This window comes from Ferrovibrio sp., from assembly GCF_002796975.1.
In the GTDB taxonomy this organism is placed as follows: Bacteria; Pseudomonadota; Alphaproteobacteria; order Ferrovibrionales; family Ferrovibrionaceae; genus Ferrovibrio.
In genome coordinates, this window is the sequence record NZ_PEKV01000005.1 from 7,501 (window position 1) to 30,141 (window position 22,641).

Here is a 22,641-nt window from a genome sequence, read left to right on the forward strand (position 1 = left end):
CGCCCAGAGCCTGAGAAGCCGGCAGAAGCTGAAATGTCGTTGATTACGACAGGAAAGGAAGTGGGCAAAACCTGTGCCCCTGGCCACCCTGCCCCATCAGTCGAGTCGACCGAGGCCGCACGAAAAGCTGCTGCAGCTTTGCATCCAGCAAGAGCGCCGATCATCGAAACACTGGATCCGTTTGACGTGATCGATGCGGTCAGGATGCAGCGATTAAGCAGGTTCCACCATCAGGCCTGGCAGAGAGCTGTTGAGATCCACGGGCGCGAAAAAGCGCTCCTGTCCGCGGCTGTGGCGTTGATGCGAAGCAAAGACCGGAACAGCAGGCCGATCCGATCAGCTGCGTCATACCTGGGCGGAATGCTCAGAGTGGGGCCGGGTCAGTTGAATCCAATTCCGTCTCTTAGGGTTCTACTTGCTCGCGAAGTGTGAAGCATGGCATTGAAGAAGCACTATTTTGGCGGGAGCTTGAGGCGCTTAAGAGATGAGCATTGCTGCAGACAAACTGAATACCTACCGCCGCCTATTGTCGTGGTCCAACCCAACCGTTGCCACCTTCAATGGTACACCCCTCGCCCTTCTGTACCGCTTTGCAATCATAGAAAGAGATAACAAAGGCACAGCCCTTGAGATGGCTATTCCGATCAAACTTGCTATCGAATTGTCAGAAGCGTTAAGCGGGAGCCTAGTTGGCTTATCCGACATGCGAAATTGGGATGAAATTCAAGCGCGTGGCGCAGCCGGCGAAGACGTTACTGGCCATCCAGTTTTGGATTTTGCTCTCAATCCGATGTCAGAGGTTCTGCCTCAAAACTACACGTACTCGGATCGTGGCACGTTCACATCATTCCACGTTCACGTCTTTCCGACTGAAAGATGGGTCGTCTTGGTCGGGCATTTAAAGTCAGGAGAGAAGCTCACTCTGAAACTTCATCCATCAGCTGCGTGGATGTTGAGCGATGAAATCCTCGCGGCAGTCTCTCGTGCTTCGAAGGCTCGCCCTGGAACATTGACGGCGCAATAGAGGGTAGGCCAACTTTGGTAGCTATGTGGTCTCCTTATCCGCTGACATTGAGGACGCTCCGATCAATGCCGGCACGCGGGCGCTTAGAAACGCGAAGCCATTTATTGGCCACCGTGAGGATGCTTGCGACAAACAGATCGGTGAGGAAAAATCAGTTCTTAATTCCCGTGTTGCAATACGGATGAACCATTTGACCGTTCTCAGCTGACCCAAGCCCCTTTTCGCGAACGGGCTTGATGTGGTCATAAGATGCTGATTTTGATGGGTCGAGAAGGCCGCTGCATATGGGGCATTTCAGTGCGTGCTGAATTGCCTGACGATAGAATATTTGAGATTTGGTTTCTGCCGAAAATGCGACACCGAGTTTGGTGACCGATAGGTCATAAATCTTACCACCGATGCCAATGTGTTTGAACGCGGCTTCGGGGTTCAATGCGCGTTCATGTGAGGCCTCTGAGACGAGATAATCAATTAGCGCCTTCATTTTTGGAATACGCTGCGTCTTGCTGAGATTCTGAAGAACGATACCGATTACCGATTTATGGTCTATCAAGAATGTCTCAATCGCATGCCGACCCAAAGTAAATTTCTTGAACCAACCATCGTCATTGTTGCGTATGCGATCAGCGACAGCCGCAGCAACACCAAGAAATAGAAAGCGACTATGCTTTCCCTTGTCGTTGGTGAAATAGACGGCAGGGTGCAGGCCTAAGCTTTCACCTGTATTTCCAGTAATGCGCTTCGTAATCTTCAAAGCTTCCTGCAGTGCTTTGATAGTGGCCTCACCGGAATCATCGACCTGGAACAGCGGCGTGCTATCAAGAATGTCTTCTACGGTTAACTCTTTCGCGTCACCAGACTTTGTGTTGGCAACGATCAAATAATCGAGAAGTACCGCCAGTGCATCAATTGGCGAAGATGATCCGCCAAGCGGCAGATCAAGTGTTTTTAGCGGAACAGTCGCCTCGGGGACGAAGAGTAGCTTAAACAATTCTGTCGCAATTGAGACAACAGTTGCTTGGTTCTTCTGACTGAATGCTGACCAGTATGCATGGCCAGATCCTGCGCGGACAATGGCGCGCGCTCCTATGGCAACTGGTTTATTTCGATTTTTGATTAGATACGTCTCGGTATCATCTAGCGGTGTACCTTGGGAATTAATCGCAAAGAAAGATTCTTCCGCAACTTTTGCGTCACCAACAACCGTCTGCAAAAAGATTGGACGCGTAAACATGCTGCCCGCCCTGCGTCCAGCTATGTCGCTCGCCGCTTTTCCGACAAGCCCTTCGAGCGATTTAAAACTGCCCACGGTTTTGTCGATAAGCGTTCGCACTCGGTTGGCGACGCGGTTCTGCTCTTTTGAGATCTCATCGTTGTAAAACGACTTCGATACTGATCGATCACCGTAGTCGTCCGATATCCATGCGCACAAGGCACTCAACCGATGCGCACCATCGATGACAAATACAAAGTTTGTGGATCGCCATAGGATGACACCCGGAATCACCGCGCCATCTAGAAAGCTTCGGATAAAGTAAAGAACCTGATCCGGTGTCCAATGATTTGTTTCGCGCTGGAAATCGGGCTTCCGCAATAGCCGTCGAATCGGTGCATCCGGCAACAACATCGAAAGATTTAGTTCTCGGATAGTGTCAGGCGTGGGCTCGTCCTTGATCTCGCGAGCGAAATCCTCGCGCTTAATCATGGCATCAAGGTTTACATGCGCCATAAGCCCCCCAGTACTGAATGGCAATCTACTTGAGCGATATCAAGGGTAACTCTACTATTCCCAATGCGTGCAGTCAAAATGATACCGTTTTGCGTGCGTTGCATTGACGCAACACGTTCCGGCAGGAGTTTTACGATTGGGCATTAGTCACGATTGGTCCAGCAACGATATGACTCCGCAGTTGATGACTGCAGTTGGGCATGTCGTTCTGCGTTGGTCGCTGCTCGAAAACAAGCTTATCTGGACTGCGAGCTTCATTGCATGGCCTCGCGGTAAGGCCGTCCCCTCAAAGGTCGGCGAAATCCTTCGAATGTTGAAGAAGGAAGCAGAAAATCTATATCCGATGCATCCGGATATGCCGTTGAAGTTGTCCAGCTTTTGTGATCGCCTTTTGGAACTGCAAGGCGCGCGGAACGATATTTGTCATGGCGTTCCTGGACGAATCAAAATATCAGGTCGAGCGTTTACTGGCCTGATGATCCCCGCGCAGGGTCGAAAAGAGGCGCGATATCGGGAAATATCTGTGGAGCAAATCGATGAGGTCGCGCGGCATATCATTCAAGCGGAAAAGAAGTTCGATAAGTGGAGCGACGAACTCTATCGGGCAGAGCAACGTAGATCGCGTACTCAGCAAGAGTACCATAACGGCCGAATGATGTTCACTGCGGATATTTTTCCGGAGCCCGATTCCACATTGTGAGAAATTTCATTAAGCGGCGATTTTGTTTGCTGCCACTGAGAATGCCCGGATCAATGCCGGCATATCCCATGCGACTTTCGCGCGATGCTGCATGCTTTGCTCGGCATCGTTCCAGAATGGAATAATGCTTATCTTATAGACGCAATCGTGCAGAACCTTGGTGCTGTCGAGATCGGATGCCAGCCATTTGTTGATTGTTTCCTGCACGCGCCGTGCAATCATTTTCATGTCAGCATCCGGCACGGCGGTAATGTTTTCCAGCTCTGATTTCGCCTGCTCAATATCCAGCTTCAATCTGCCGCTCTCTTTTTCACGCTCCTGGATATGCGAAAGCGTTTCAGGGCCGCGCTGTGAGCGGACAATTGTTTCCAGCAGTGCGCGTATCTCCGATTGCACGCGGCTGCGCTCAGAAATCAGGCTCTGCAGTTTACTTTCAAGAAATGCGCGCCGGCTCTTGTTTTCTTGATAATACGCGTCCAGATCGCCCGCACTGAATTTCTGCACATCCTCCAGGACGAGAGGCAGAATGTATTCCAGCGGAAGGTTTTGATTCGGGCAACCCTTATGTGGGCAGCCGTTCAGTTTCGCGCGGCGATGAATAAATGCTGCGTCGTGTTTGGAGCACCACAATTTTCCTGACGTGATGTAAAACGGCTGCTCAGGCACTTTATTTGCGGTCTTTTGCCGCGCGCGCCATTTGCGAACATAACCGCGCTGGCGCTTCGCCTTTTCCTCTCCGGTCATCACCTGAACGATCAGGCGGCGTTGACGGAAATTATTAGACCGTTCCTCGATATGCCGTTGCACGCTGTCGAATTGATCTTCGCTCAAGATCGCCAGCTCCGGTGCAGGGACACGAATCCAATCGTGTTCCGGCCGGATCATCGACACCCGCTTACCAGTCTCCGGATGCTTTCGATAAGCCATCTTGTCGAAAGTCAGCACGCCTTTATAGAGCGTGTTGCGGAGAATGCCGGTCTGCCTGGCGAACGTCCCGATCAGTGCCGATTTTTGCCATTTGGTGCCACCTTTCGGTGCAGCGACGCCGTTGTCGTTCAGGTGTTCACAGATGCGAAGCAAGGTTTCGCCCTGGTCGTACCTAGTGAATATCGTTCTGACGATCTCAGCCTCGACGGGGTTGATCTTACGCAGACCCGGAATCGGCTCGCCGCGTTCGTTAAGGCGATGCACAATGTCATAGCCGAATGTGCGACCACCCGGGATCGAGCCATTGAGCACAGCTGCGAGCATCCCCCGCTTGGTCTTGTCGGCCAGGTCTTTCAGGTAGAGAGCATTCATCGTGCCTTTGAGGCCGATATGCAGCTCTGAAACATCGCCCTCTGCTATCGTTTCCAGGTTGATGTTTAAGAACAGCAGCTTTTTGTAGAAATGGGCAAGATCGCCCTGGTCGCGGCTGATGCGAGAGAGATCTTCGGAGATGATCCTGTTGAACTCGCCATCCAGGGCCGCTTCAATCAGTTTACGGATGCCCGGGCGATTTTGCATCGCAGCGCCGGAGATGCCTTCATCGGAGAAGGTGGCTGCGATCTCGTATCCGACCCGGCGGCAGAACGCCTCACAGCGGGCGATCTGGTCCCTGGTGGAGTGTTCCTGCTTGTCAGTGGAATGCCTGGCGTAGATCGCCACCCGCATGAATACAAAACCCCCATGAAACACTTCGCAATATCAGCCAGTTAGGGCGGTTCGCAATAGTGATGCACGCTAGAATAGGGGTGTCTCGGATTCTCTCTATCATTCTCCGGGATTATCTAATTATTCTCTATCTTTCTCCGTGTTCTCTGTGACGGCGGCATATTCAGAGAATTTCTCCGATTTTCTCTGACTTTCTTCGACTTGCCGCCCCCCAATTCTCTGTCGTGAGGACGGCAGGATAGGCGTGGTGGGCCCACCACTATCCTGCTCGCCTAATGGCGAGAACCTTATTCGCACCTTCGGTGCTCAACGGGTGTCTGTGTTGACGACAGATCGGGGGTACGGCCGCCCTTCCGAGTCCACGGCAAGTCAGTTTTCAGGGCCGCTGAGAGGCAGTAAGCCCATCTTGGCTGCCGGCTGCAGTTTGACTTGGCTTGGGCCTCTCCTGGCCATTTCTGGCGCTTCCAGCTGCGGGACGCATGTTCTTCTTGCGTTCTCTACTGAGGCGGGTTTATGACTCCCGTCTATGACCCCGCTGCCAGCTCGTTGCTCCACCTTGGACTTGCCAGAGATCGTCGGCTCGATCCCGGCCGGCTTTCCCTCTCCAGCCGCCGACCACGAGGAAGAACGTATCGACCTGGCTACGCTGTTGGTCCGGCACCCGGCCGCCACGTTCGCTATGCGCGTGTCTGGCAATTCCATGATCAAGCACCGGATCCACGATGGCGATGTTGTCCTGGTCGACCGGAGCGTCCGGCCGACCGATGGAAAGATTGTCGTCGCCAGCATCGATGGCGAGGTCACCTTGAAGCGCTTCCGCCGACGGACCGGCAGGATCTGGCTGGAAGCCGGCAATCCCGACTACCCGCCAATTGAGGTCCGGGAGGATGCCGAGCTGGTGATCTTCGGCGTCGTCACCTCTTCAACCACGATGTTTGGCTGGTAAGTATGTTTGCCCTGGTCGACGGCAACAATTTCTATGTCAGCTGCGAGCGGGTTTTCGCCCCTCACCTGGAGGGCCGGCCGGTCGTAGTGCTCAGCAACAACGATGGCTGTGTTCCGTATCGCAATGATTGAGAAATTGAACTCAATGATTGCGAGATATTCCCGAGTCGCCTAACTGCAAAAGCGAAGGCGAGAACCTTAATGATCGGACATAGCTGAAATGCGGTGCCTGGGCAGGGTACCCTGCACGAGCATCGCCGCTTTTAAGCGACAAAGACTGGGAGTGGGGGTGTCGATTTACGAGTAGCGGGAATAGACGCTGGTCGTTCCGCCCTTGGAAAACAACAGAACTTCGTAAGCTTCCGTGTCTCCCGTTTCCATGCCGGGCGAGCCTTCGGGCATACCGGGCACCGTCAGGCCGAGTGCGTCCGGCCGCTCGCGCAGCAGCCGCTTGATATCCTCGGCCGGGACATGGCCTTCGATCACATAGCCGCCGACCCGGGCGGTATGGCAGGAGGAGAGCTCCGGCGTGAGCCCGGCGTTGAGCTTTTCCTGGTTGAGGACTGCCATAGGCGCATCCTTCGCCGTGACCATGAAACCGGTCTTGCGCAGATGGATGATCCAGGCGTTGCAGCAACCGCAGCTCGAGGTTTTCAGCACATGGATGGCCTCCATCGCCCGTGCCGGGACGATGGGAAGTACCGTGGCTGAAAGGGTCAACATCAGAAAAGTGCGGCGGTTCATGATAATATCCTTCACATTCTTGGAATGTTGCGTTGCTTGATCAGGGCATAGATCGCCGGGATGACGATGAGGGTGAGCAGGGTGGACGACACCATGCCGCCGATCATCGGCACGGCGATGCGCTGCATGACTTCCGAGCCAGTCCCGGTGATCCACAGGATCGGCAACAGTCCTGCCATGATGGTGATCACCGTCATGGCCTTAGGTCGCACGCGGTCGACGGCACCTTCGATGATCGCCACCCGCAAATCCACTTTCGTGAAGGCGCGGCCTTCCGTGCGGCAGAGTTCCTGCCGGTCGCGCAACGCATGGTCGAGGTAGATCAGCATGATCACCCCGGTCTCGGTGGCGACGCCAGCCAGAGCGATGAAGCCGACGGCAACAGCCACGCTGAAATTGAAGCCCATCCAGTCCATCAGCCAGAGCCCGCCGATCAGGGCAAAGGGCAGGCTCAGCATCACGATCAAGGTTTCGGTCATGCGCCGGAAATTGAGGTAGAGCAGCAGCATGATGACGAACAGCGTGGCCGGCACGACAATACCCAGGCGCTGCTTGGCCCGTTCCAGGTATTCGTATTGGCCGCTCCAGGCCAAAGTCACGCCTTTGGGAATCTGAATCTCCCGGGCAAGCAGCGTCTGGGCATCGGCGACGTATGACCCGATATCGCGGCCCTGCATGTCGATGAAGACATAGACGGCCAATTGGGCATTCTCGGTGCGAATACCGGTCGGGCCCTGCTCAAGCCTGATACTCGCCAGCTGCCCGAGCGGTACCATGGCGCCATTGGGGATTGGCACCAGAACCTCGCGGGCGATTTCTTGCGGATTGGAGCGCAGCTCGCGCGGATAGCGGATGATCACGCCATAGCGCTCCCGGCCCTCCACCGTATTGGTGACCAATTCCCCGCCCATCGCCATGGCGATGACGTTCTGCAGCGTATCGATCGTCACGCCGTTACGGGCGAGTGCCTGTCGGTCCGGTTCAATGGTGAGATAGTAGCCGCCGATCACCCGCTCGGCAAATGCGCTCGATGTGCCTGGGACCTTGCGCAGGCTGACCTCGACTTTCCTAGCGAGGGTGTCGAGCTCGACCAGATCGGGCCCGAACAGCTTGATGCCAAGTGTCGTCCGGATGCCGGTCGAAAGCATGTCGGTCCGCATCTTGATCGGCATGGTCCAGGCATTCGAGACGCCGGGGATCTGCAGCGCCTGGTCCATTTCCCGGATCAGGCTGTCGACGGTTACGCCTGCGCGCCATTCCGATTGCGGCTTCAGGTTGATGACGGTCTCGAACATCTCGGTCGGCGCCGGATCGGTCGCCGAATTGATCCGGCCGGCCTTGCCGAAGACGCTCTCCACCTCCTGGAAACTCTTGATGATCTTGTTTTGGGTCTGCACCAGTTCGGCCGCCTTGGCGATCGAAAGGCCCGGCAGGGTCACCGGCATATACTGGATCGTGCCCTCGTTCAGGTTCGGCATGAATTCCGTGCCGATGCGCGACAGCGGAATCCAGCTCAAACCCAGAGCCAGAATGGCGATGGCGATCGTCAGCCCTTTGGCCCGGAGCACCAGATTGATTACCGGCCGGTAGGCTGCGATGAGCAACCGGTTCACCGGGTTGCGATGCTCAGGCACAATTCTGCCGCGGATCAGCAGCACCATCAGCGCCGGTACCAGTGTCACCGAGAGAAGAGCTGCGCCTGCCATGGCGAATGTCTTGGTGTAGGCCAGCGGCTTGAACAGCCGGCCTTCCTGCGCTTCGAGGGCGAAGATCGGGATGAAGGAGACTGTAATGATGAGCAGACTGAAAAAGAGCGAGGGCCCGACCTCAACAGCCGCCTCAGTCAAAACCTTGACCCGGTCGGCATCCGGTCCGGCCCGTTCCAGCTTCTTATGGGCGTTCTCTATCATCACGATAGCGGCATCGACCATGGCGCCGACCGCAATCGCGATACCGCCCAAGCTCATGATGTTGGAGGTGATGCCAAAGATTTCCATCAGGATGACGGCGATCAGGATGCCCACTGGTAGAGTGACGATGGCGACCAAGGCACTGCGGACATGCAGCAGGAAGATGAAGCAGACGAGCGCCACAACGATCGATTCCTCGATCAGGGTGGATTTGAGCGTGGCCACTGCGCGCCGGATCAGTTCCGAACGGTCGTAGACCGTCACGATGTCGACGCCTTCGGGCAGGCTTGCCTTCATCTCGCTGATACGCGCCTTGACCCCGTCGATGACGGCAAGGGCATTCTGCCCGGCCCGCTGGATGACGGTGCCACTCACCACTTCGCCTTCACCGTTCAGCTCGGTGATGCCGCGGCGCTCGTCCGGCCCGAGCTCGATACGGGCCACGTCGGAAAGCCGAACTGGCGTGCCGCCCTCGGCCTTCAGGACGATCTGGCCGATATCGGCCAGATTGCGAAGGTAACCACGGCCGCGAACCATGAACTCGGTCTCGGCCATTTCAATGACCCGGCCGCCGACATCACGGTTGCTCTGCCGGATGACCTCGGCGACCCGCTCCAATGGGATGCCGAAGGCCTGCAGTTTGCGGGGATCGACAACAACTTGGTACTGCTTGACGAAACCGCCGGCGGACGCGATCTCGGCGACGCCGTCCGACTTGGCGAGCTGGTAGCGGATATTCCAGTCCTGCAGGCTGCGCAGCTCGGCCAGGGTCTTCTGCGCACCGGTAACGGCATATTGGTAAACCCAGCCGACGCCTGTCGCATCCGGCCCCAATGCCGGCGTGATACCGGCGGGCAGCCGTTTTGTCGCAAAATTCAGGTATTCCAGCACACGGCTGCGCGCCCAGTAGAGGTCGGTGCCTTCCTCGAAGATCACATAGACGAAAGACACGCCGAAATAGGAAAAGCCGCGCACCACCTTGGACCGAGGTACGTTCAGCATGGCCGAGGTGAGCGGATAGGTGACCTGGTCCTCGACCACCTGCGGCGCCTGGCCCGGATACTCGGTATAGACGATCACCTGGGTATCGGAGAGATCCGGAATGGCATCGAGCGGCAGCCGGCTGAGCGCGACAAGGCCGGCCGCACTCAAAAACAGGGTCGCAAACAGCACCAGGAAGATGTTGCGGGTCGACCAGCGGATCAGCGCGGCGATCATTTCGGCATCTCCGGCCCCTGAGATTGACCCGCAGTGGCTGGCGGCGGCGCGAAGGACTGCAATGCCGCCTTCAGGTTGGCTTCCGCGTCGAGCAGGAAGTTCGCCTGTACAACCACGGCTTCGCCTTCCTCCAGACCGTCGCGCACCTCGACATAACCGTCACCGCGCGCACCCAGCTTGACCTCGCGTGGATCGAAACGGCCCATACCGATATCGACGATGACGATCTGGCGCCGGCCACTATCGATAACCGCGCTCTCGGGAACGGCGAGCGCCTCTTCGGTGATCGTCTGCGCATTCAGCAGCACCGAGGCATACATGTCAGCCTTGAGTGCCCCATCCGGGTTAGGGACTTCGATCCGCACCCGGGCGGTGCGGGTATCGCGATTCACGGTCGGATAGATGAATGCCACTTTCCCGGTGAATGTCCGGTTCGGATAGGCATTCACCGCGATCTCGACCGGCTGGCCCGGTTTGATCAGGCCGATATCCTGCTCGAAAACCTCGGCCTGCAGCCAGAGCTGGCTATCGTCCACCAGGCGATAGAGCCGGTCCCCCGGCATGATCCGCATGCCCTCGACCACACCCTTGTCTGTGACGATCCCCTGCATCGGCGCGGCGATAGCGAACTGTCGGCTGACCTGGCCGGTGCGGACCAGGCGATCTTGCACGGCTCTGGGCAGATCCAGATTGCGCAGCCGCGCCAAAGCGCCCTGCACCAGGCGATCCGCGTCATTGCGCGCTGCTCTGTCATCGGGCAGGGTCTCGTCGCGCAGGCGCGCGGCAAGCAAATACTCCTCCTGGGCCTGCACCATGGCCGGGCTGTAGACCAGCATCATGGTCTGGCCGGCCTTGACCGGTTCGCCTGTGGCATTGACGAGCAGCTTCTCGATCCAGGCTTCGTATTTGACCGTCACATCGACCTGACGGCGTTCATCGAACTGGAAGCTGGCGGTTGCACGGATCGGCCGCGACAGCATGCGGCTGCGGGCTTCTTCAGTCCGCACGCCCAGCAGCTGGACTTTTTGCGGGCTGAGCTTGATGCCGCGGTCAACGCCTTCGTCCTCACCCTCATAGACCGGGATGTAATCCATGCCCATCCAGTCCTTCTTCGGCGCCGGTGAAACATCGGGCAGGCCCATCGGGTTGCGGTAGTAGAGCAGCTTCTTTTCGGCCTTGGGCGTATCTGTTGTTGATTGGTTGGCTGTCATCGCCGGCTGAGCGGCATCCCGGCGCAGACCGCCAGGGAGCCCGTATGTTCCGACGAAATAACCACCTGCGCCAGCCAATGCGGCAATCGCCACACCAGCCAGGATGAGACCAGGGCGGGTCATAGATCACCTCCGACCAGACGTTCGATTTCGGCCAGCAGCCGGCGTTGCTCCGCCTGAGCGCGGATGCCATCCAGTTCGACCTCGCGGAGCCGGCTTTGGGCCTGCACCAGGTCGGCAAAGCCACTGCTGCCCTGTTCATAGGCGCGCAGTTGGGCCGTAAGGGCTGCACGCGCCTGGGACAGGATGCCGCCGCTGCTTAACCCCTCGATGCGTTGCTGCGCCTCCAGCCCGGCTAGGGCCTCGCGTAAATTCGATGCCAGTTCCAGCTCGATGGCCTGGCGACGGACCCGGACCGCGCTCTGTTCGGCGATTGCCTCACTCTTCTTGGCGTCACGCAGACCGCCGCGGAGCGGAATATTCAGCGTGACATAGGCTTCATAGGCCCGGACCCCGAGATCCTGCTCAATCGTGCCCACCCCGAGCGAGACATCCGGCACCCAGTCGGCATCGGCAAGCCGCCGCCTGGCATCGGCACCACTGCCGCGGGCGACCAGCTGGCGGAATTGCGGATTGCGGTCGAGCGCTTCCGCCATCAGGTTCTCGAACTGCAGACGCTCTGGTTTCGGCAGGGGAGCGAGCCCGAGCGGCGGCTGCAGCATAGCGCCGCTATCCCGGCCAAGCAGTCCGTTCAGCCGGGCATCGAGCTGACGGATGTCGCCCTGCAGCCGGACGATTTCGGTTTCCAGGCGGTTGCGCAGGAGACGGCTGTTGAGCGCCCCTTCCTGGCCTCCCCGGCCCTGGGCATAGGCCCGGTCGGCGGCCTCGACAGTACGGTCCAAGAGACTGCGCTGATCACCGAGGATGCGCAAACCGGCCTGCGCCAGATAACGTTGCGCCTGCACGGCCTTGATGCGTGCCGCCAGTTCATTGGCGATCTGATCCTGGCGGGCCTGCGCATCGGCCGTATCCGCGTCCGCTATGTTGCGCCGCAAGTCCCGTTTGCCGCCGAGCGGAAAACTCTGCTCCAGCATGTATTTGCGGGAACCGAGTTGGTCGGGGAACAGGCCCGAAGAACGGGTATTGTCATTGAATTCGACACGGAAGGTCGGATCGGTCAGGCTGTCGGCCGCCGATGCCCGCGCCGCTGCCATGTCGCGTTCAAGGGCTGCAATCGCAATATCGGGATGCTGGCTGCGGGCTGTCGCCAGCAGCAAGGATACATCGCCACCAAGGGTTGGCTGCGCCTGGGCCGGAGTCCCGGCTGCGGCGATCAGCATCAGCATGGCGCCTATTGCGCCACGCCATGCAATTGGCATGAACATGAGAAAAGCTCCGAATCCAGACGTGAGACATGACCCGGCAAGCCGGGACGTTGGTCAGGTCAGGAGCGGAAGATCGGCGGGTCGTAAAGCGGCGGCGGCAGCCAGTCGGTGACCGCTTGAATGGCGGATGAAGACACCGCCGTCACTGCCGGCTGTGGCATGCGGGACTGTGCCGGCAGGCTGAGGCCAGGAATGGCAATGCAGCCGACCTTGCATTTTGCCAGATCGGCCTTGCCGTCGGGATTGACCTGATCGAGTTCATCGCAGCAGTCATGGCCTGGCTGGCCAGCCAGCATGCTCTTCGTCTGCTCCGGGTTGGCGTCTGTCGTGACAGACCCAGTATCGGCTTGCGGCGCACAATAGGCAGTCATCGGCGCCAGCGGACCCAGAAGGAGTCCGATGGCGACCAGGATGCGAAGCGCTTTGGCCATACCGGCAGTCATGTAAATAGCTTACACCGGCTTGCCCTGGCCCCGAAAGGCAAAGTGTCGCAGGCTTGACCGCACGGTTTAGTGATCATGATGCAGCCCAACATCGCCGATAACATCAACCCATTGTCCTGATGTGAATATGAGGCGCATGGAGACATGCATGCCGTTGTGCAGCTCCTGGCGCAATCCGGTCAGCTCGACCCACATATGGGATGTTGCAAATTCCAGGGTCTGTTCCGGCTTGACGCCGAGCGAGTCCAGTTGCAGTTGGCGTCCATCGCCGGCATTGAACATGATTCGGCTGCCTGACGCGACTGGCGTTTCAACCCGCAGCAGGTGGATGACGCTACCGGTGTTGTTGTGGATGTTGAATTTGAGAATTGCGCTCGAGCCATCTTGCTTTGGCTGGATCAAGGCATGGTCGATGTCGATCTGGGGGCCAAAATCAGTGTGGGCGCGCACTGTTGTCGGTAGTAGAAACGCAAGGCCGAGCAGCAGCAGCAGCGACCATGCCGCGTGACGGTGATCACGCCTGGCCTTCAGGCAGCTGGCCAGCCGAACCGGAATGAAACTAGGCTTGCATGGCATGGGCTTCATGTCCGGCGCGAACCTCCCCTGACCGAATGATAGACCGAAGGACCCACAACGGACTCATCCGGACCAGGGGAGGCCTCTGCCGGCCCTTTACTTCTTGGGCTCGACCGAGGTCACGACCATGGCGCCACTGTCCTTGGTCACGGTGAAATTGACCGTCTCGCCGACCTTGGCTTTGTCCAGCAGGCCCGGATCGCGCACCTGGAAGACCATGGTCATGCCAGGCATATCCATGCCCTCAATCGGACCGTGCTTGATGGTAATCTTACTTGCTTCCTTGTCGACCTTGCGGATCTCGCCTTCGCCCTTGCCCATCATCTGGGCAAAAGCGTCAAGGCCAGTTCCACCAAGAGCCAGAAACAGCGCGGTAGCCAAAATCAGTTTTTTCATGGGAGGTCTCCTTACCATGTGGGTTAGCGGACGATGATCTTGCCCTTCATGCCACCCTGCATATGGCCGGGTACAAGGCAGCCATAGTCGAAGGTTCCGGCCTTGGTGAATTTCCACAGGATGGTCTTGGTTTTGCCCGGATCGACGGTCACCGCGTTGGGATCGTCGTGCTCCATCTCCGGATTCTTCTCCATCACCTTGGCGTGCTCGACGAGCTCGTCCATGGTGCCGAGCGTCATCTCATGCTTGAGCTGGCCGCTGTTCTTCACCACGAATTTGACGGTTTCGCCGCGCGACACCATCACGGTCGCGGGGTTGAAGCGCATCTGGTCCGTCATATTGACATTGATGACCCGGGCATTGGCCTTCGGATCGCCAGGTTCGCCCAAAGCCGCGGCATGGCCATCGTAGCCGCCCTTCTTGTCGTCATGACCGTGGCCGCCGCTATGACCTGGAGCCGCAGAGACGGCAACGGCCGCCAGGCTGAGCGTACCGCTGACCAGCATGAGCATCATTTTGCGATGATTAGAGAGCATTGAGTTTTCCTTCTGCAGTGTTACGGCTCTTCAGCCGCGCTTGTTGACGTCGCCGTTGTATTTGTAGGCAACCGTACCGGGCGGGTTCTTGTACCAGCCGGGATCCTTGTAATCGCCGCGAGCCAGGCCCTCGCGGACCTTCACGACAGTGAACATGCCGCCCATTTCGATCGGCCCGAAGGGACCGGTGCCGGTCATCATCGGCAGTGTGTTGTCGGGCAGCGGCATTTCCATCTCACCCATATCCGCCATGCCACGCTCGCCCATGGTCATGTAGTCGGGGATGAGCGAGACCATGCGCTTGGAGATGCCACGATGATCGACGCCGATCATCGTGGGAACGTCATGGCCCATGGCATTCATGGTGTGGTGCGACTTGTGGCAATGGAAAGCCCAGTCGCCCGGGTTGGTGGCATCGAACTCAAACGCCCGGATGGCGCCGACGGGGCAGTCGATAGTGACTTCCGGCCAGCGGGCAGACGGCTGTACCCAGCCGCCATCGGTGCAGGTGACGGCGAAATCATAGCCATGCATGTGAATGGGGTGATTGGTCATGGTCAGGTTGCCGAAGCGGATGCGCACCCTATCGCCCAGCCGCACCGGCAGAGTGTCGATGCCGGGGAAGACACGGCTGTTCCAGGTCCAGAGATTGAAATTGGTCATCTCGGCGACTTTTGGCGTCGCTGCACCCGGCTCGATGTCGTAGGCGTTCATCAGGAAGACGAAATCGCGGTCGACCCGGTACTGGTTCGGATCGCGCGGATGCACGATGAACATGCCCATCATGCCCATCGCCATCTGCACCATCTCATCAGCATGCGGGTGGTACATGAAGGTGCCGGATTTCTTCAGCTGGAATTCGTAGACATAAGTCTCGCCCGGCTTGATCTGCGGCTGGCTCAGGCCGCCCACGCCATCCATGCCGCTGGGCAGGATCTGGCCGTGCCAGTGGATGGTGGTGTGTTCCGGCAGCCGGTTGGTGACAAACAGCCGGACCCAGTCGCCCTCGACCGCCTCAATGGTCGGGCCGGGCGACTGGCCGTTATAGCCCCAGAGATTGGCCTTCATGCCGGGCGCCAGCTCGCGCACGACCGGCTCGGCGACCAGGTGGAATTCCTTCCACTGGCCATTCATGCGCCAGGGCGCCGACCAGCCGTTCAGGGTCACGACCGGATTGAACGGCCGGCCGGTGCTGGGCTGCGGCGGCGGCTCGGTCTTGGGGCCGGCCGGGTAGGCAGGCTCCGGGAGGGCGGCGAGTGCCGAGCGGCTGACGGCCGCTGCGGCAATGCCGGTGGCGGCGGCAGTGAAAAGATTGCGTCGGGTAAACATGACGTGGGTCTCCAAAGGTTCAGTGGCCGCCGCCGGCGCGGGCAGCAGCCATAGCGCTACCGCCGGCAGGACTGCCGGCTTCGACAGGGGCGATGGTGACGAAGGTGAGGTCAGTGTCGGCGATCCAGAAATCGCGCTGCGCTTCCAGGGCTGCCGTGACATCGGCGATCTGGTCGCGGGCGTCCGACAGCAGCTCGAACACGCTGATCAGCATACCGTTGTAGCGCTGCACCATTTCCTCAGACGCCTTCTGGCGCAGCGGAATGATCTCGTCCTGGTAATGCTTGGCCAGTTCGAAATTGGTCTGGTAGCCAAGCCAGGCCTCGCGGGCGGCCGAGCGTGCATTGACCGCCGTATCGGCCAAGCGATTGACCGCCTGCAGGTAATACTGCTCGGCCTTGGTTGCCTTGGCATCGCCGAAGTCGAACAACGGAACCTGGAAACTGATCTCGTAACCGGTCTGGTCCTTGACCTCGCTCTGGCTGTTCCGCTGGAAGCCGACTTCGAGCACATTGATGAAGCGGGTCGCATTGGTCAGGCCATAGGACTTCTGCAGGGCCGAGACATCGGCCTTGGCCATCTGGATATCGAGGCGCTCGGCGATCGCCTTGGCCTCGATATTTTCGACGCTGCGCGGGCTGCCTGGCAGAACCGGTAACCGGTCAGGCAGCTTGTAGGCCATGTCCTTGCCCCACAGGCCCATCAGGCGGCCGAGCCGCTCACGGGCTGCTGTCGCCATCACCCGGTTTTTGGCCAGTCGTGCTGTGGCATCGGCATAGAAGATCTGCTCGCGGATATAGTCGAGTGTGTTCCAGTTGCCGACGGAACGCATGCGGCGGGCCAACTCGGCCTGGGTTTCGGCCGTCTCACGCACCTGGGCGACGTATTTGGCGGTCTGCTCGGCCGCCACAGCCTCATACCAGGCCCGTTTGGTCTGGGCCGCCAGCGACAGGACTTCGGTGGCGGTATTGAGCTTGGTCCGTTCGAACCGCCGGCTTTCGATACTGGCCGTGATCGGCAACACCAGCAGGCTGAGCGCATCGATGCCAATCGAGCGCTCGATCTCGATCTCCTGGCCGCGCCGCAGGCGGGCGAAGCTGAAACCGGGATTCTCCGGTCGCCAGGAACTGGTCAGATCGGCAGCGCCAATACCCAGCTCGGAGAAATTGCTCTGCAGACGGCGATTGTTCAGCAGGGCGACCTGAACCGCGTCATCGGCGCTCAAGGACTTGGCCAGGAGATCGTCGATGGTCTTACGGACCTGAGCCTTATCCTCCTCGGACTTGATCCAGACCGGCTTCTTGCCGATGCGCTGTTCCGTGGTGGATGCGACTTCCTCGAAGGCGCGATTGGCGACCGGGCCGGCGCAGGCGCCAAGCAAGGCGACGAGGGCAACACTCGCGGCGAGACGGCGCAAGGTGATGGCTTGCTTCATCATGGCCGACCTCATTTGCCATGTCCGGCATGGCCGCCGGCTGCCGGCACTGCATCACCGGCTTTGGTCGGCATCTCAGCGCTGTCCGACTTAATGGCGCCCATATGGCCGCCGACATCGCGCACGGTGTCATTGGCTTTGCGCCAATCGGCCTTGCCCTCGAATTGCGGGCGCTGATAGCCGCTGAAGGCGGACTGATAGGGGAGCGGGGCGGTCGATGCATTCGGGTCGAGCACCGCAGCCGTCGGCTCTGCAGCCCATGCAGCTTGCGCCGCAAGGCCGATGGTCGCGCCCAAAAGGGCCGACCGAAAGCTCAAGGAAGACATGGAGAAACCTCATCAAGTTGAACGACAAAAGGATGATCGGCCGCAGGTAGTACTGCGGGTCGATCCTCAGACGTCGATCAGACTCGAGGAGGCTCGGAGGGAAGTGCGGGGGTGAGGCTCGCCGGCGACCGGGTCACCGGCAGCTCGTAGCCCGCGTAATATGCGACGAAGACCGTCAACGGCCGTTCGCCGAAAGCAAACAGGCCGCAGAGCGCGCAATCCTTGCACAGGATGCAGCCCTGATCGCAATTGCCAGGTGCGCTGTCGCCCCCTGTTGCAATGGCATCATGATCATGCGGCAGACCCTTTTCATGGGCGGTCGCCGCATCGACCTTTGCAGTCTTGACGCTCTGGTGTTCATGGCCGGCGGCCGAAAACTGGTCCACATGATCATGTGTGGCCAACCCGGCAGCACCGGGCCCGGCAATCATCGCGCTCGAGGTCGCCGCCATCGCCATACTGTGCGAAAGCGAGGACACGGTTCCGGCAAACAGGAGCGCAAATAACGCCAGCGTGGCGGCAAAGTGCCGCCACGGCGAAAGCGTTATCTGAGTCCGTTTCAAGATCATGCGCGCACCTTACAACCTTCCCGTATGGCAAGGTCAAGGCCTTGTGAAGATGCCGAGGCTATTGAACCGGCAACCTCGGCAATGCGCCCATTTTAGACTCCGTCCGGGTGTGGTCTTGCTGCTGATCCGATCTTTGGAATCCAAGCCGGAACCTGGGCAGCATAGTCTTCGTAGAGATTGCCGAATTTGAGCCGAATCTCACGCTCTTCGATGGCTGCCAGACGGACATACATCACCACAAGGACCGGGAACATCAGTAACGTCAGGATTGTCGGCCACTGAAACAAAAAGCCCAGCATAATGGCAATAAAGGCCACATATTGGGGATGGCGGACATAGGCATAGGGACCGCTGGTCGCCAGGTTTCCGGCTTTCTGCGCGCCATGCAGAACAGACCAGGAGGCCGACAGCAATATGAAGCCGAAGGCGATGAAGACACCGCTCAGGATATGCAGGATGCCGAAATGCGGATCGCCCTGCAGGTCGAAAATCGTCCACCACAAATGTCCGGCATCATGGGAAAGCGGGTTGAGGCCGGGATACCGACTCTGCAGCCAGCCAGACAGCAGGAAAATGCTAACCGGAATGCCATACATCTCGACGAACAACGCGATAATGAAGGCGGAGAAAGCTCCGAACGAACGCCAATCCCGTGCCGTCTCCGGCTTGGTAAAGCTCAAGGCAAACAGGATGAATACCGCGCTATTGGCAATGACCAGGAACCAGAGGCCGTAAGCCGACGAAGCATGTTCGGTCATCACGAACCTGCCTTTCCGGAGGCGTCATCGTGGCCTTGATGCTTGGCTTGGCCGTGTCCGCCATGGCCTCCATGGCGATGGAACAGGTGCATCAACGGGCAAGCCAGGATGAGCAGATATGGCAGAACGCCGAAAACATGTGCCCGATGTTCGGTGATCAGGAAGAATCCGCCAACAGCCAGGAAGCCGATCAGGACGAGCCCCGATGCGGTCCGCCACCATGGCATCTGAGGCGTGTTCTGGTGAGCATCCATCTGAATCTCCCTTGCGATGTTTCACGCTATGGCTGATCGCGCGATGCAGCGTTGATTTGCATCAACCCTGTTGTACCTCACGAAATCTTGACGGTCCGCAGGCGCAGGGCATTGGCAACCACGCTAACCGACGACAAAGCCATCGCAGCGGCGGCGATGATCGGAGACAGCAACAGACCGAAAGACGGATAAAGTACGCCTGCGGCAATCGGTACGCCGGCGACATTGTAGATAAAGGCGAAAAATAGGTTCTGCCTGATATTGCGCATAGTGGCTTGGGACAAATGCCTGGCTTTTACAATGCCCAGAAGATCGCCCTTCAATAAGGTGACGCCTGCGCTTTCGATGGCGACATCGGTGCCGGTGCCCATGGCGATACCGACGTCGGCCGCCGCCAGCGCCGGAGCATCGTTCACGCCGTCACCTGCCATAGCCACTACGCGGCCTTCACCCCGTAGTTTTGCAACGACTGCGCTTTTGCGGTCGGGCAACACATCGGCTTCGACCTCATCGATGCCGAGTCGCCGGGCGACCGCTTCAGCCGTGGTACGATTGTCACCCGTCAGCATAACGACCCGAATGCCGCCGCCGCGTAGGGCGGCGAGCGCTGCCGGTGTTGAGGCCTTTACCGGATCGGCAATGGCAACGATACCGGCCACCGTACCATCGAGGGCGACATAGATCGCCGTCGCGCCCTCGCGACGGAGTTCATCAGCCTTGGGCTGTGATGCTTCTGTAAGAACGTGCTGTTCTCTTAGGAAGCTGGCATTGCCGATCACCACCTTCCGGCCGTCCACGACGCCCAGCACGCCCTTGCCGACGGGGCTGTCGAAGTCCGAGGCCTCTGCCAGGATCAGTTGACGTTCCGAGGCGGCCAGTACGATGGCCTGGGCCAGCGGATGTTCGCTGCCGCGCTCCAGGCTGGCCGCAATACGCAGGATTTCATCTTCCTTATGACCGGCTAAAGCCACGATTGCCGTGACCTTCGGCTTGCCTTCGGTCAGGGTGCCCGTCTTGTCGACGACAGCCGTATCGACCTTTTCCATGCGCTCCAGCGCCTCGGCATTCTTAATAAGAATGCCATTCTGCGCGCCACGACCGACACCCACCATGATCGACATCGGCGTGGCTAGCCCAAGCGCGCAGGGACAGGCGATGATCAGGACGGAAACGGCCGCTACCAAGCCGTAAGCCATCCGGGGCTCTGGCCCCCAGATGGCCCAGGCGGCAAAGGCGGCGACGGCGACGACGATCACGACCGGTACGAACCAGGCTGAGACATCGTCGACCAGGCGCTGGATGGGTGCCCGGCTGCGCTGGGCCTGGGCAACCATATGGACGATCTGGGCCAGCATCGTGTCGTGACCGACCTTGTCGGCCCGCATCACGAAACTGCCGGTCTGGTTCATGGTGCCGGCGATGACCCTGCTTCCGGGCACCTTGGTCACCGGCATGGATTCGCCGGTGACCATCGATTCATCGATACTGCAGCGGCCATCCAGAACCTCGCCATCGACCGGTACCTTTTCGCCAGGACGCACGCGCAGGCGGTCACCAACGGTAATGGCATCAATCGAAATGTCTTCGTCCTCGCCAGCGACTGTGATCCGACGGGCCACCTTGGGTGTCAGGTCGAGCAGAGCTCGGATCGCCCCAGAGGTCTGTTCGCGGGCACGAAGCTCCAGCACCTGCCCGAGCAGTACCAGGACCGTGATGACGGCGGCGGCCTCGAAATAGACGGCGACGGCATCGCCACTGCTTCGAAATTCTGGCGGGAAAATGTCGGGCATCAGGGTTGCCACAATGCTGTAGACCCAGGCGACCCCCACGCCCATGGCGATCAACGTGAACATGTTGAGCTTGCGGGTAACAAGCGACACCGCGCCGCGCTCGAAGAATGGCCAGCCCGCCCATAGCACCACAGGCGTAGCAAAGGCCAGCTGCACCCAGTTCGAGGCTTGCGGGTCGAGCAAATGCAAGCCCAGCAGATGAGGCCCCATCTCCAGAACCAACAGCGGCACGGTCAGGATCAGGCCGCCCCAGAAGCGGCGGGTCATGTCCTTCAGCTCTGGGCTTGGGCCGCTGTCGAGGCTTGCCGTTTCGGGTTCGAGCGCCATGCCGCAGATGGGACAATTACCGGGAGCGGACTGCCGAATCTGGGGATGCATGGGGCAAGTGTAGATAGTCCCGGCTGGTGTCGGCTTTTCGGCTTGAGACTGCACCGGACTGACATACTTCGCCGGATCAGCAATGAACTTCGATTTGCAGCCTTCGCTGCAGAAAACATATCGGACTGCGCCATGCTCGGCGGAATGCTTTGCCGTGGCTGAATCCACATCCATGCCGCAGACCGGATCCTTCACCATGTTTGCTTTGCCATGCTGGCCGACAGCATAGTGATGATGACCATGGTGGCCGTGTTCATGATGCTGCCGCTGATCCGTCATATCCATTCCACGATCTGAATAACGAGGTGCGAAAAGGCCTTCTTGAGAAGGGCCTTGCGCGCCGAAAGCCGCGCCCGGGGCAAATTCGCCCCAGCCATCAGGCGGCAATCCGGTTCACGGTGAAGCCAACATTCTCAATGGCCTTGATAATGCCGGCTTCCGGCGCCGAGCCATTGACCTGGATCAGTTTGGTGTTGCGGTCGATCTCGAGGCTGTCGATCCCCTGCAGCGGCATCAGGGCCTTGCGGACCTTGTTCTCACAACCCCCGCAGGTCATGTTCGGAATGTGCAATTTCAGCATGGCAATCTCCTTTCGCTGACCAGGAGACTGTCCACCTTCCTATAATGGGAAGGTCAAGAGCAATTCCCCCGCGAGATGACGATGGGGAAGCTGATCAATCAAAATGGGCTTCGTCTTGTCTTTCAATATGCTTGGTAAGGCTCTGATTTATTGGGTGTTTGCCGGCGCTTCTAATATTTGAGAAATGATTTCTCAAACTTAGGTTGGTGACGCCCTTATTCTCTCATTCATTGAGTGACTAATCTCTCAAACACAGAAGAATGCGGCACGCTAACTTATTGATCGCCACCGCTATGATTTGTCATTCTTTGGTTCGCAGAACAGGCTGCTTCGTTTCTCGGTCAGCTGAGGCCAAAGCCCTGGGCATACCGATGGGCGCGCCGCTATTCGAGTGGCGGACGCTGGTCGAGCGAGAGTGCGTGGCGGTATTCAGCAGCAACTATCGCCTCTACGCCGATATGTCAGCCAGGGTGGTCGAGGTGTTGGCGCAGTTCGCGCCGTTGGAGGTTTACTCCATCGATGAGTCGTTCCTGGATCTCGACGGCATCGAGGCGGCAGAGCTGGTCAGTCCGACTTAGATTGTTAGTTGTCCGATTGAGGTTGATAGTAAATCCGGCTCCTCCGGAACGTGAGTTTAACGTTGGAAAAGGCCGCCAAAGTATTGTTTGGCGGCCTTTTTTCATAGTGATGGCGTTCCGATCCACCGGCTTCGCGATCAATCCAACAGACGTAAGTCTGAACCAATAGGCATA

Annotated in this window: 23 protein-coding genes and 1 pseudogene (1 of these 24 only partly in view); 6 read left to right on the plus strand and 18 right to left on the minus strand. The window is 58.8% G+C overall.

Annotated features, from left to right (window positions below; translation table 11 throughout):
* Together CTR53_RS05060 and CTR53_RS05065 are read left to right on the plus strand one after the other, a co-directional pair.
* Positions 1–432: the end of a hypothetical protein gene (locus CTR53_RS05060; protein ID WP_290809705.1), read on the plus strand. It extends 582 nt beyond the left edge of the window; only the last 432 of its 1,014 coding nucleotides appear in the window; the start codon falls outside the window, past its left edge; the stop codon is at positions 430–432.
* A gap of 52 nt (positions 433–484) precedes the next feature.
* A complete protein-coding gene (locus tag CTR53_RS05065; protein WP_290809706.1) occupies positions 485–1,024 on the plus strand; it encodes a hypothetical protein in 540 nt (179 codons plus the stop codon).
* A gap of 151 nt (positions 1,025–1,175) precedes the next feature.
* Here the strand turns inward: CTR53_RS05065 and CTR53_RS05070 are convergent, their stop codons facing one another.
* Positions 1,176–2,753, minus strand: coding sequence for a DUF262 domain-containing protein (locus CTR53_RS05070; protein ID WP_290809707.1), 1,578 nt, complete (start codon positions 2,751–2,753; stop codon positions 1,176–1,178).
* A gap of 136 nt (positions 2,754–2,889) precedes the next feature.
* Here CTR53_RS05070 and CTR53_RS05075 point away from each other — a divergent pair, with 136 nt between their 5' ends.
* Complete coding sequence (locus CTR53_RS05075; protein ID WP_290809708.1) at positions 2,890–3,453, plus strand: hypothetical protein; 564 nt, start codon at positions 2,890–2,892, stop codon at positions 3,451–3,453.
* A 9-nt stretch (positions 3,454–3,462) separates the two neighbouring features.
* On the opposite strand, the gene CTR53_RS05080 is transcribed toward CTR53_RS05075, so the two are convergent.
* Positions 3,463–5,106, minus strand: coding sequence for a recombinase family protein (locus CTR53_RS05080; protein ID WP_290809709.1), 1,644 nt, complete (start codon positions 5,104–5,106; stop codon positions 3,463–3,465).
* A 526-nt stretch (positions 5,107–5,632) separates the two neighbouring features.
* Here CTR53_RS05080 and CTR53_RS05085 point away from each other — a divergent pair.
* Together CTR53_RS05085 and CTR53_RS21190 are read left to right on the plus strand one after the other, a co-directional pair.
* Entirely contained in the window at positions 5,633–6,052 is a 420-nt protein-coding gene (locus CTR53_RS05085) for a LexA family transcriptional regulator (protein ID WP_290809710.1), read from the plus strand.
* Positions 6,053–6,054: 2 nt separating this feature from the next.
* Positions 6,055–6,162, plus strand: a pseudogene (locus CTR53_RS21190) (hypothetical protein); the annotation flags it as partial.
* A 186-nt stretch (positions 6,163–6,348) separates the two neighbouring features.
* Here CTR53_RS21190 and CTR53_RS05090 read toward each other — a convergent pair.
* The 16 genes from CTR53_RS05090 to CTR53_RS05165 form a co-directional block, all read right to left on the minus strand.
* Positions 6,349–6,795 (minus strand): DUF411 domain-containing protein, encoded by a 447-nt coding sequence (locus CTR53_RS05090; protein ID WP_290809711.1) that lies wholly within the window; start codon positions 6,793–6,795, stop codon positions 6,349–6,351.
* 11 nt (positions 6,796–6,806) lie between these two features.
* Entirely contained in the window at positions 6,807–9,923 is a 3,117-nt protein-coding gene (locus tag CTR53_RS05095) for a CusA/CzcA family heavy metal efflux RND transporter (protein WP_290809712.1), read from the minus strand.
* The gene (locus CTR53_RS05100; protein ID WP_290809713.1) at positions 9,920–11,257 is read right to left on the minus strand and encodes an efflux RND transporter periplasmic adaptor subunit; all 1,338 of its coding nucleotides are present in this window, start codon (positions 11,255–11,257) and stop codon (positions 9,920–9,922) included. The genes CTR53_RS05095 and CTR53_RS05100 overlap by 4 nt, the downstream gene beginning before the upstream one ends.
* Positions 11,254–12,519: a TolC family protein gene (locus CTR53_RS05105; RefSeq protein WP_290809714.1), complete on the minus strand. Its 1,266-nt coding sequence runs from the start codon at positions 12,517–12,519 to the stop codon at positions 11,254–11,256. The genes CTR53_RS05100 and CTR53_RS05105 overlap by 4 nt, the downstream gene beginning before the upstream one ends.
* 59 nt (positions 12,520–12,578) lie before the next feature.
* Positions 12,579–12,950: a hypothetical protein gene (locus CTR53_RS05110; protein WP_290809715.1), complete on the minus strand. Its 372-nt coding sequence runs from the start codon at positions 12,948–12,950 to the stop codon at positions 12,579–12,581.
* Positions 12,951–13,028: 78 nt separating this feature from the next.
* Positions 13,029–13,547, minus strand: a complete 519-nt coding sequence (locus tag CTR53_RS05115; RefSeq protein WP_290809716.1) for a copper chaperone PCu(A)C — start codon at positions 13,545–13,547, stop codon at positions 13,029–13,031.
* 87 nt (positions 13,548–13,634) lie between these two features.
* A complete protein-coding gene (locus tag CTR53_RS05120) occupies positions 13,635–13,934 on the minus strand; it encodes a copper-binding protein (protein ID WP_290809717.1) in 300 nt (99 codons plus the stop codon).
* Between the two features lie 23 nt (positions 13,935–13,957).
* Entirely contained in the window at positions 13,958–14,470 is a 513-nt protein-coding gene (locus tag CTR53_RS05125) for a cupredoxin family protein (protein ID WP_290809718.1), read from the minus strand.
* A 30-nt stretch (positions 14,471–14,500) separates the two neighbouring features.
* The gene (locus CTR53_RS05130) at positions 14,501–15,799 is read right to left on the minus strand and encodes a copper oxidase (protein WP_290809719.1); all 1,299 of its coding nucleotides are present in this window, start codon (positions 15,797–15,799) and stop codon (positions 14,501–14,503) included.
* A 19-nt stretch (positions 15,800–15,818) separates the two neighbouring features.
* Positions 15,819–17,237: a TolC family protein gene (locus tag CTR53_RS05135; RefSeq protein WP_290809720.1), complete on the minus strand. Its 1,419-nt coding sequence runs from the start codon at positions 17,235–17,237 to the stop codon at positions 15,819–15,821.
* An 8-nt stretch (positions 17,238–17,245) separates the two neighbouring features.
* The gene (locus CTR53_RS05140; protein ID WP_290809721.1) at positions 17,246–17,560 is read right to left on the minus strand and encodes a hypothetical protein; all 315 of its coding nucleotides are present in this window, start codon (positions 17,558–17,560) and stop codon (positions 17,246–17,248) included.
* A 77-nt stretch (positions 17,561–17,637) separates the two neighbouring features.
* Positions 17,638–18,129 (minus strand): hypothetical protein, encoded by a 492-nt coding sequence (locus CTR53_RS05145; RefSeq protein WP_290809722.1) that lies wholly within the window; start codon positions 18,127–18,129, stop codon positions 17,638–17,640.
* Between the two features lie 92 nt (positions 18,130–18,221).
* A complete protein-coding gene (locus CTR53_RS05150; protein ID WP_290809723.1) occupies positions 18,222–18,887 on the minus strand; it encodes an isoprenylcysteine carboxylmethyltransferase family protein in 666 nt (221 codons plus the stop codon).
* Positions 18,887–19,114 (minus strand): DUF2933 domain-containing protein, encoded by a 228-nt coding sequence (locus tag CTR53_RS05155; protein WP_290811633.1) that lies wholly within the window; start codon positions 19,112–19,114, stop codon positions 18,887–18,889. Before CTR53_RS05155 ends, CTR53_RS05150 begins: the two co-directional genes overlap by 1 nt.
* A 104-nt stretch (positions 19,115–19,218) precedes the next feature.
* Positions 19,219–21,507 carry a heavy metal translocating P-type ATPase gene (locus CTR53_RS05160; protein WP_290811635.1) on the minus strand — a complete coding sequence of 763 codons (2,289 nt, stop codon included), beginning with the start codon at positions 21,505–21,507 and terminating at the stop codon, positions 19,219–19,221.
* Positions 21,508–21,685: 178 nt separating this feature from the next.
* Positions 21,686–21,889 carry a heavy-metal-associated domain-containing protein gene (locus CTR53_RS05165; protein WP_290809724.1) on the minus strand — a complete coding sequence of 68 codons (204 nt, stop codon included), beginning with the start codon at positions 21,887–21,889 and terminating at the stop codon, positions 21,686–21,688.
* 293 nt (positions 21,890–22,182) lie between these two features.
* On the opposite strand from CTR53_RS05165, the gene CTR53_RS05170 reads away from it, so the two are divergent.
* Complete coding sequence (locus tag CTR53_RS05170; protein ID WP_367158950.1) at positions 22,183–22,467, plus strand: hypothetical protein; 285 nt, start codon at positions 22,183–22,185, stop codon at positions 22,465–22,467.
* Positions 22,468–22,641: the final 174 nt, after the last annotated feature.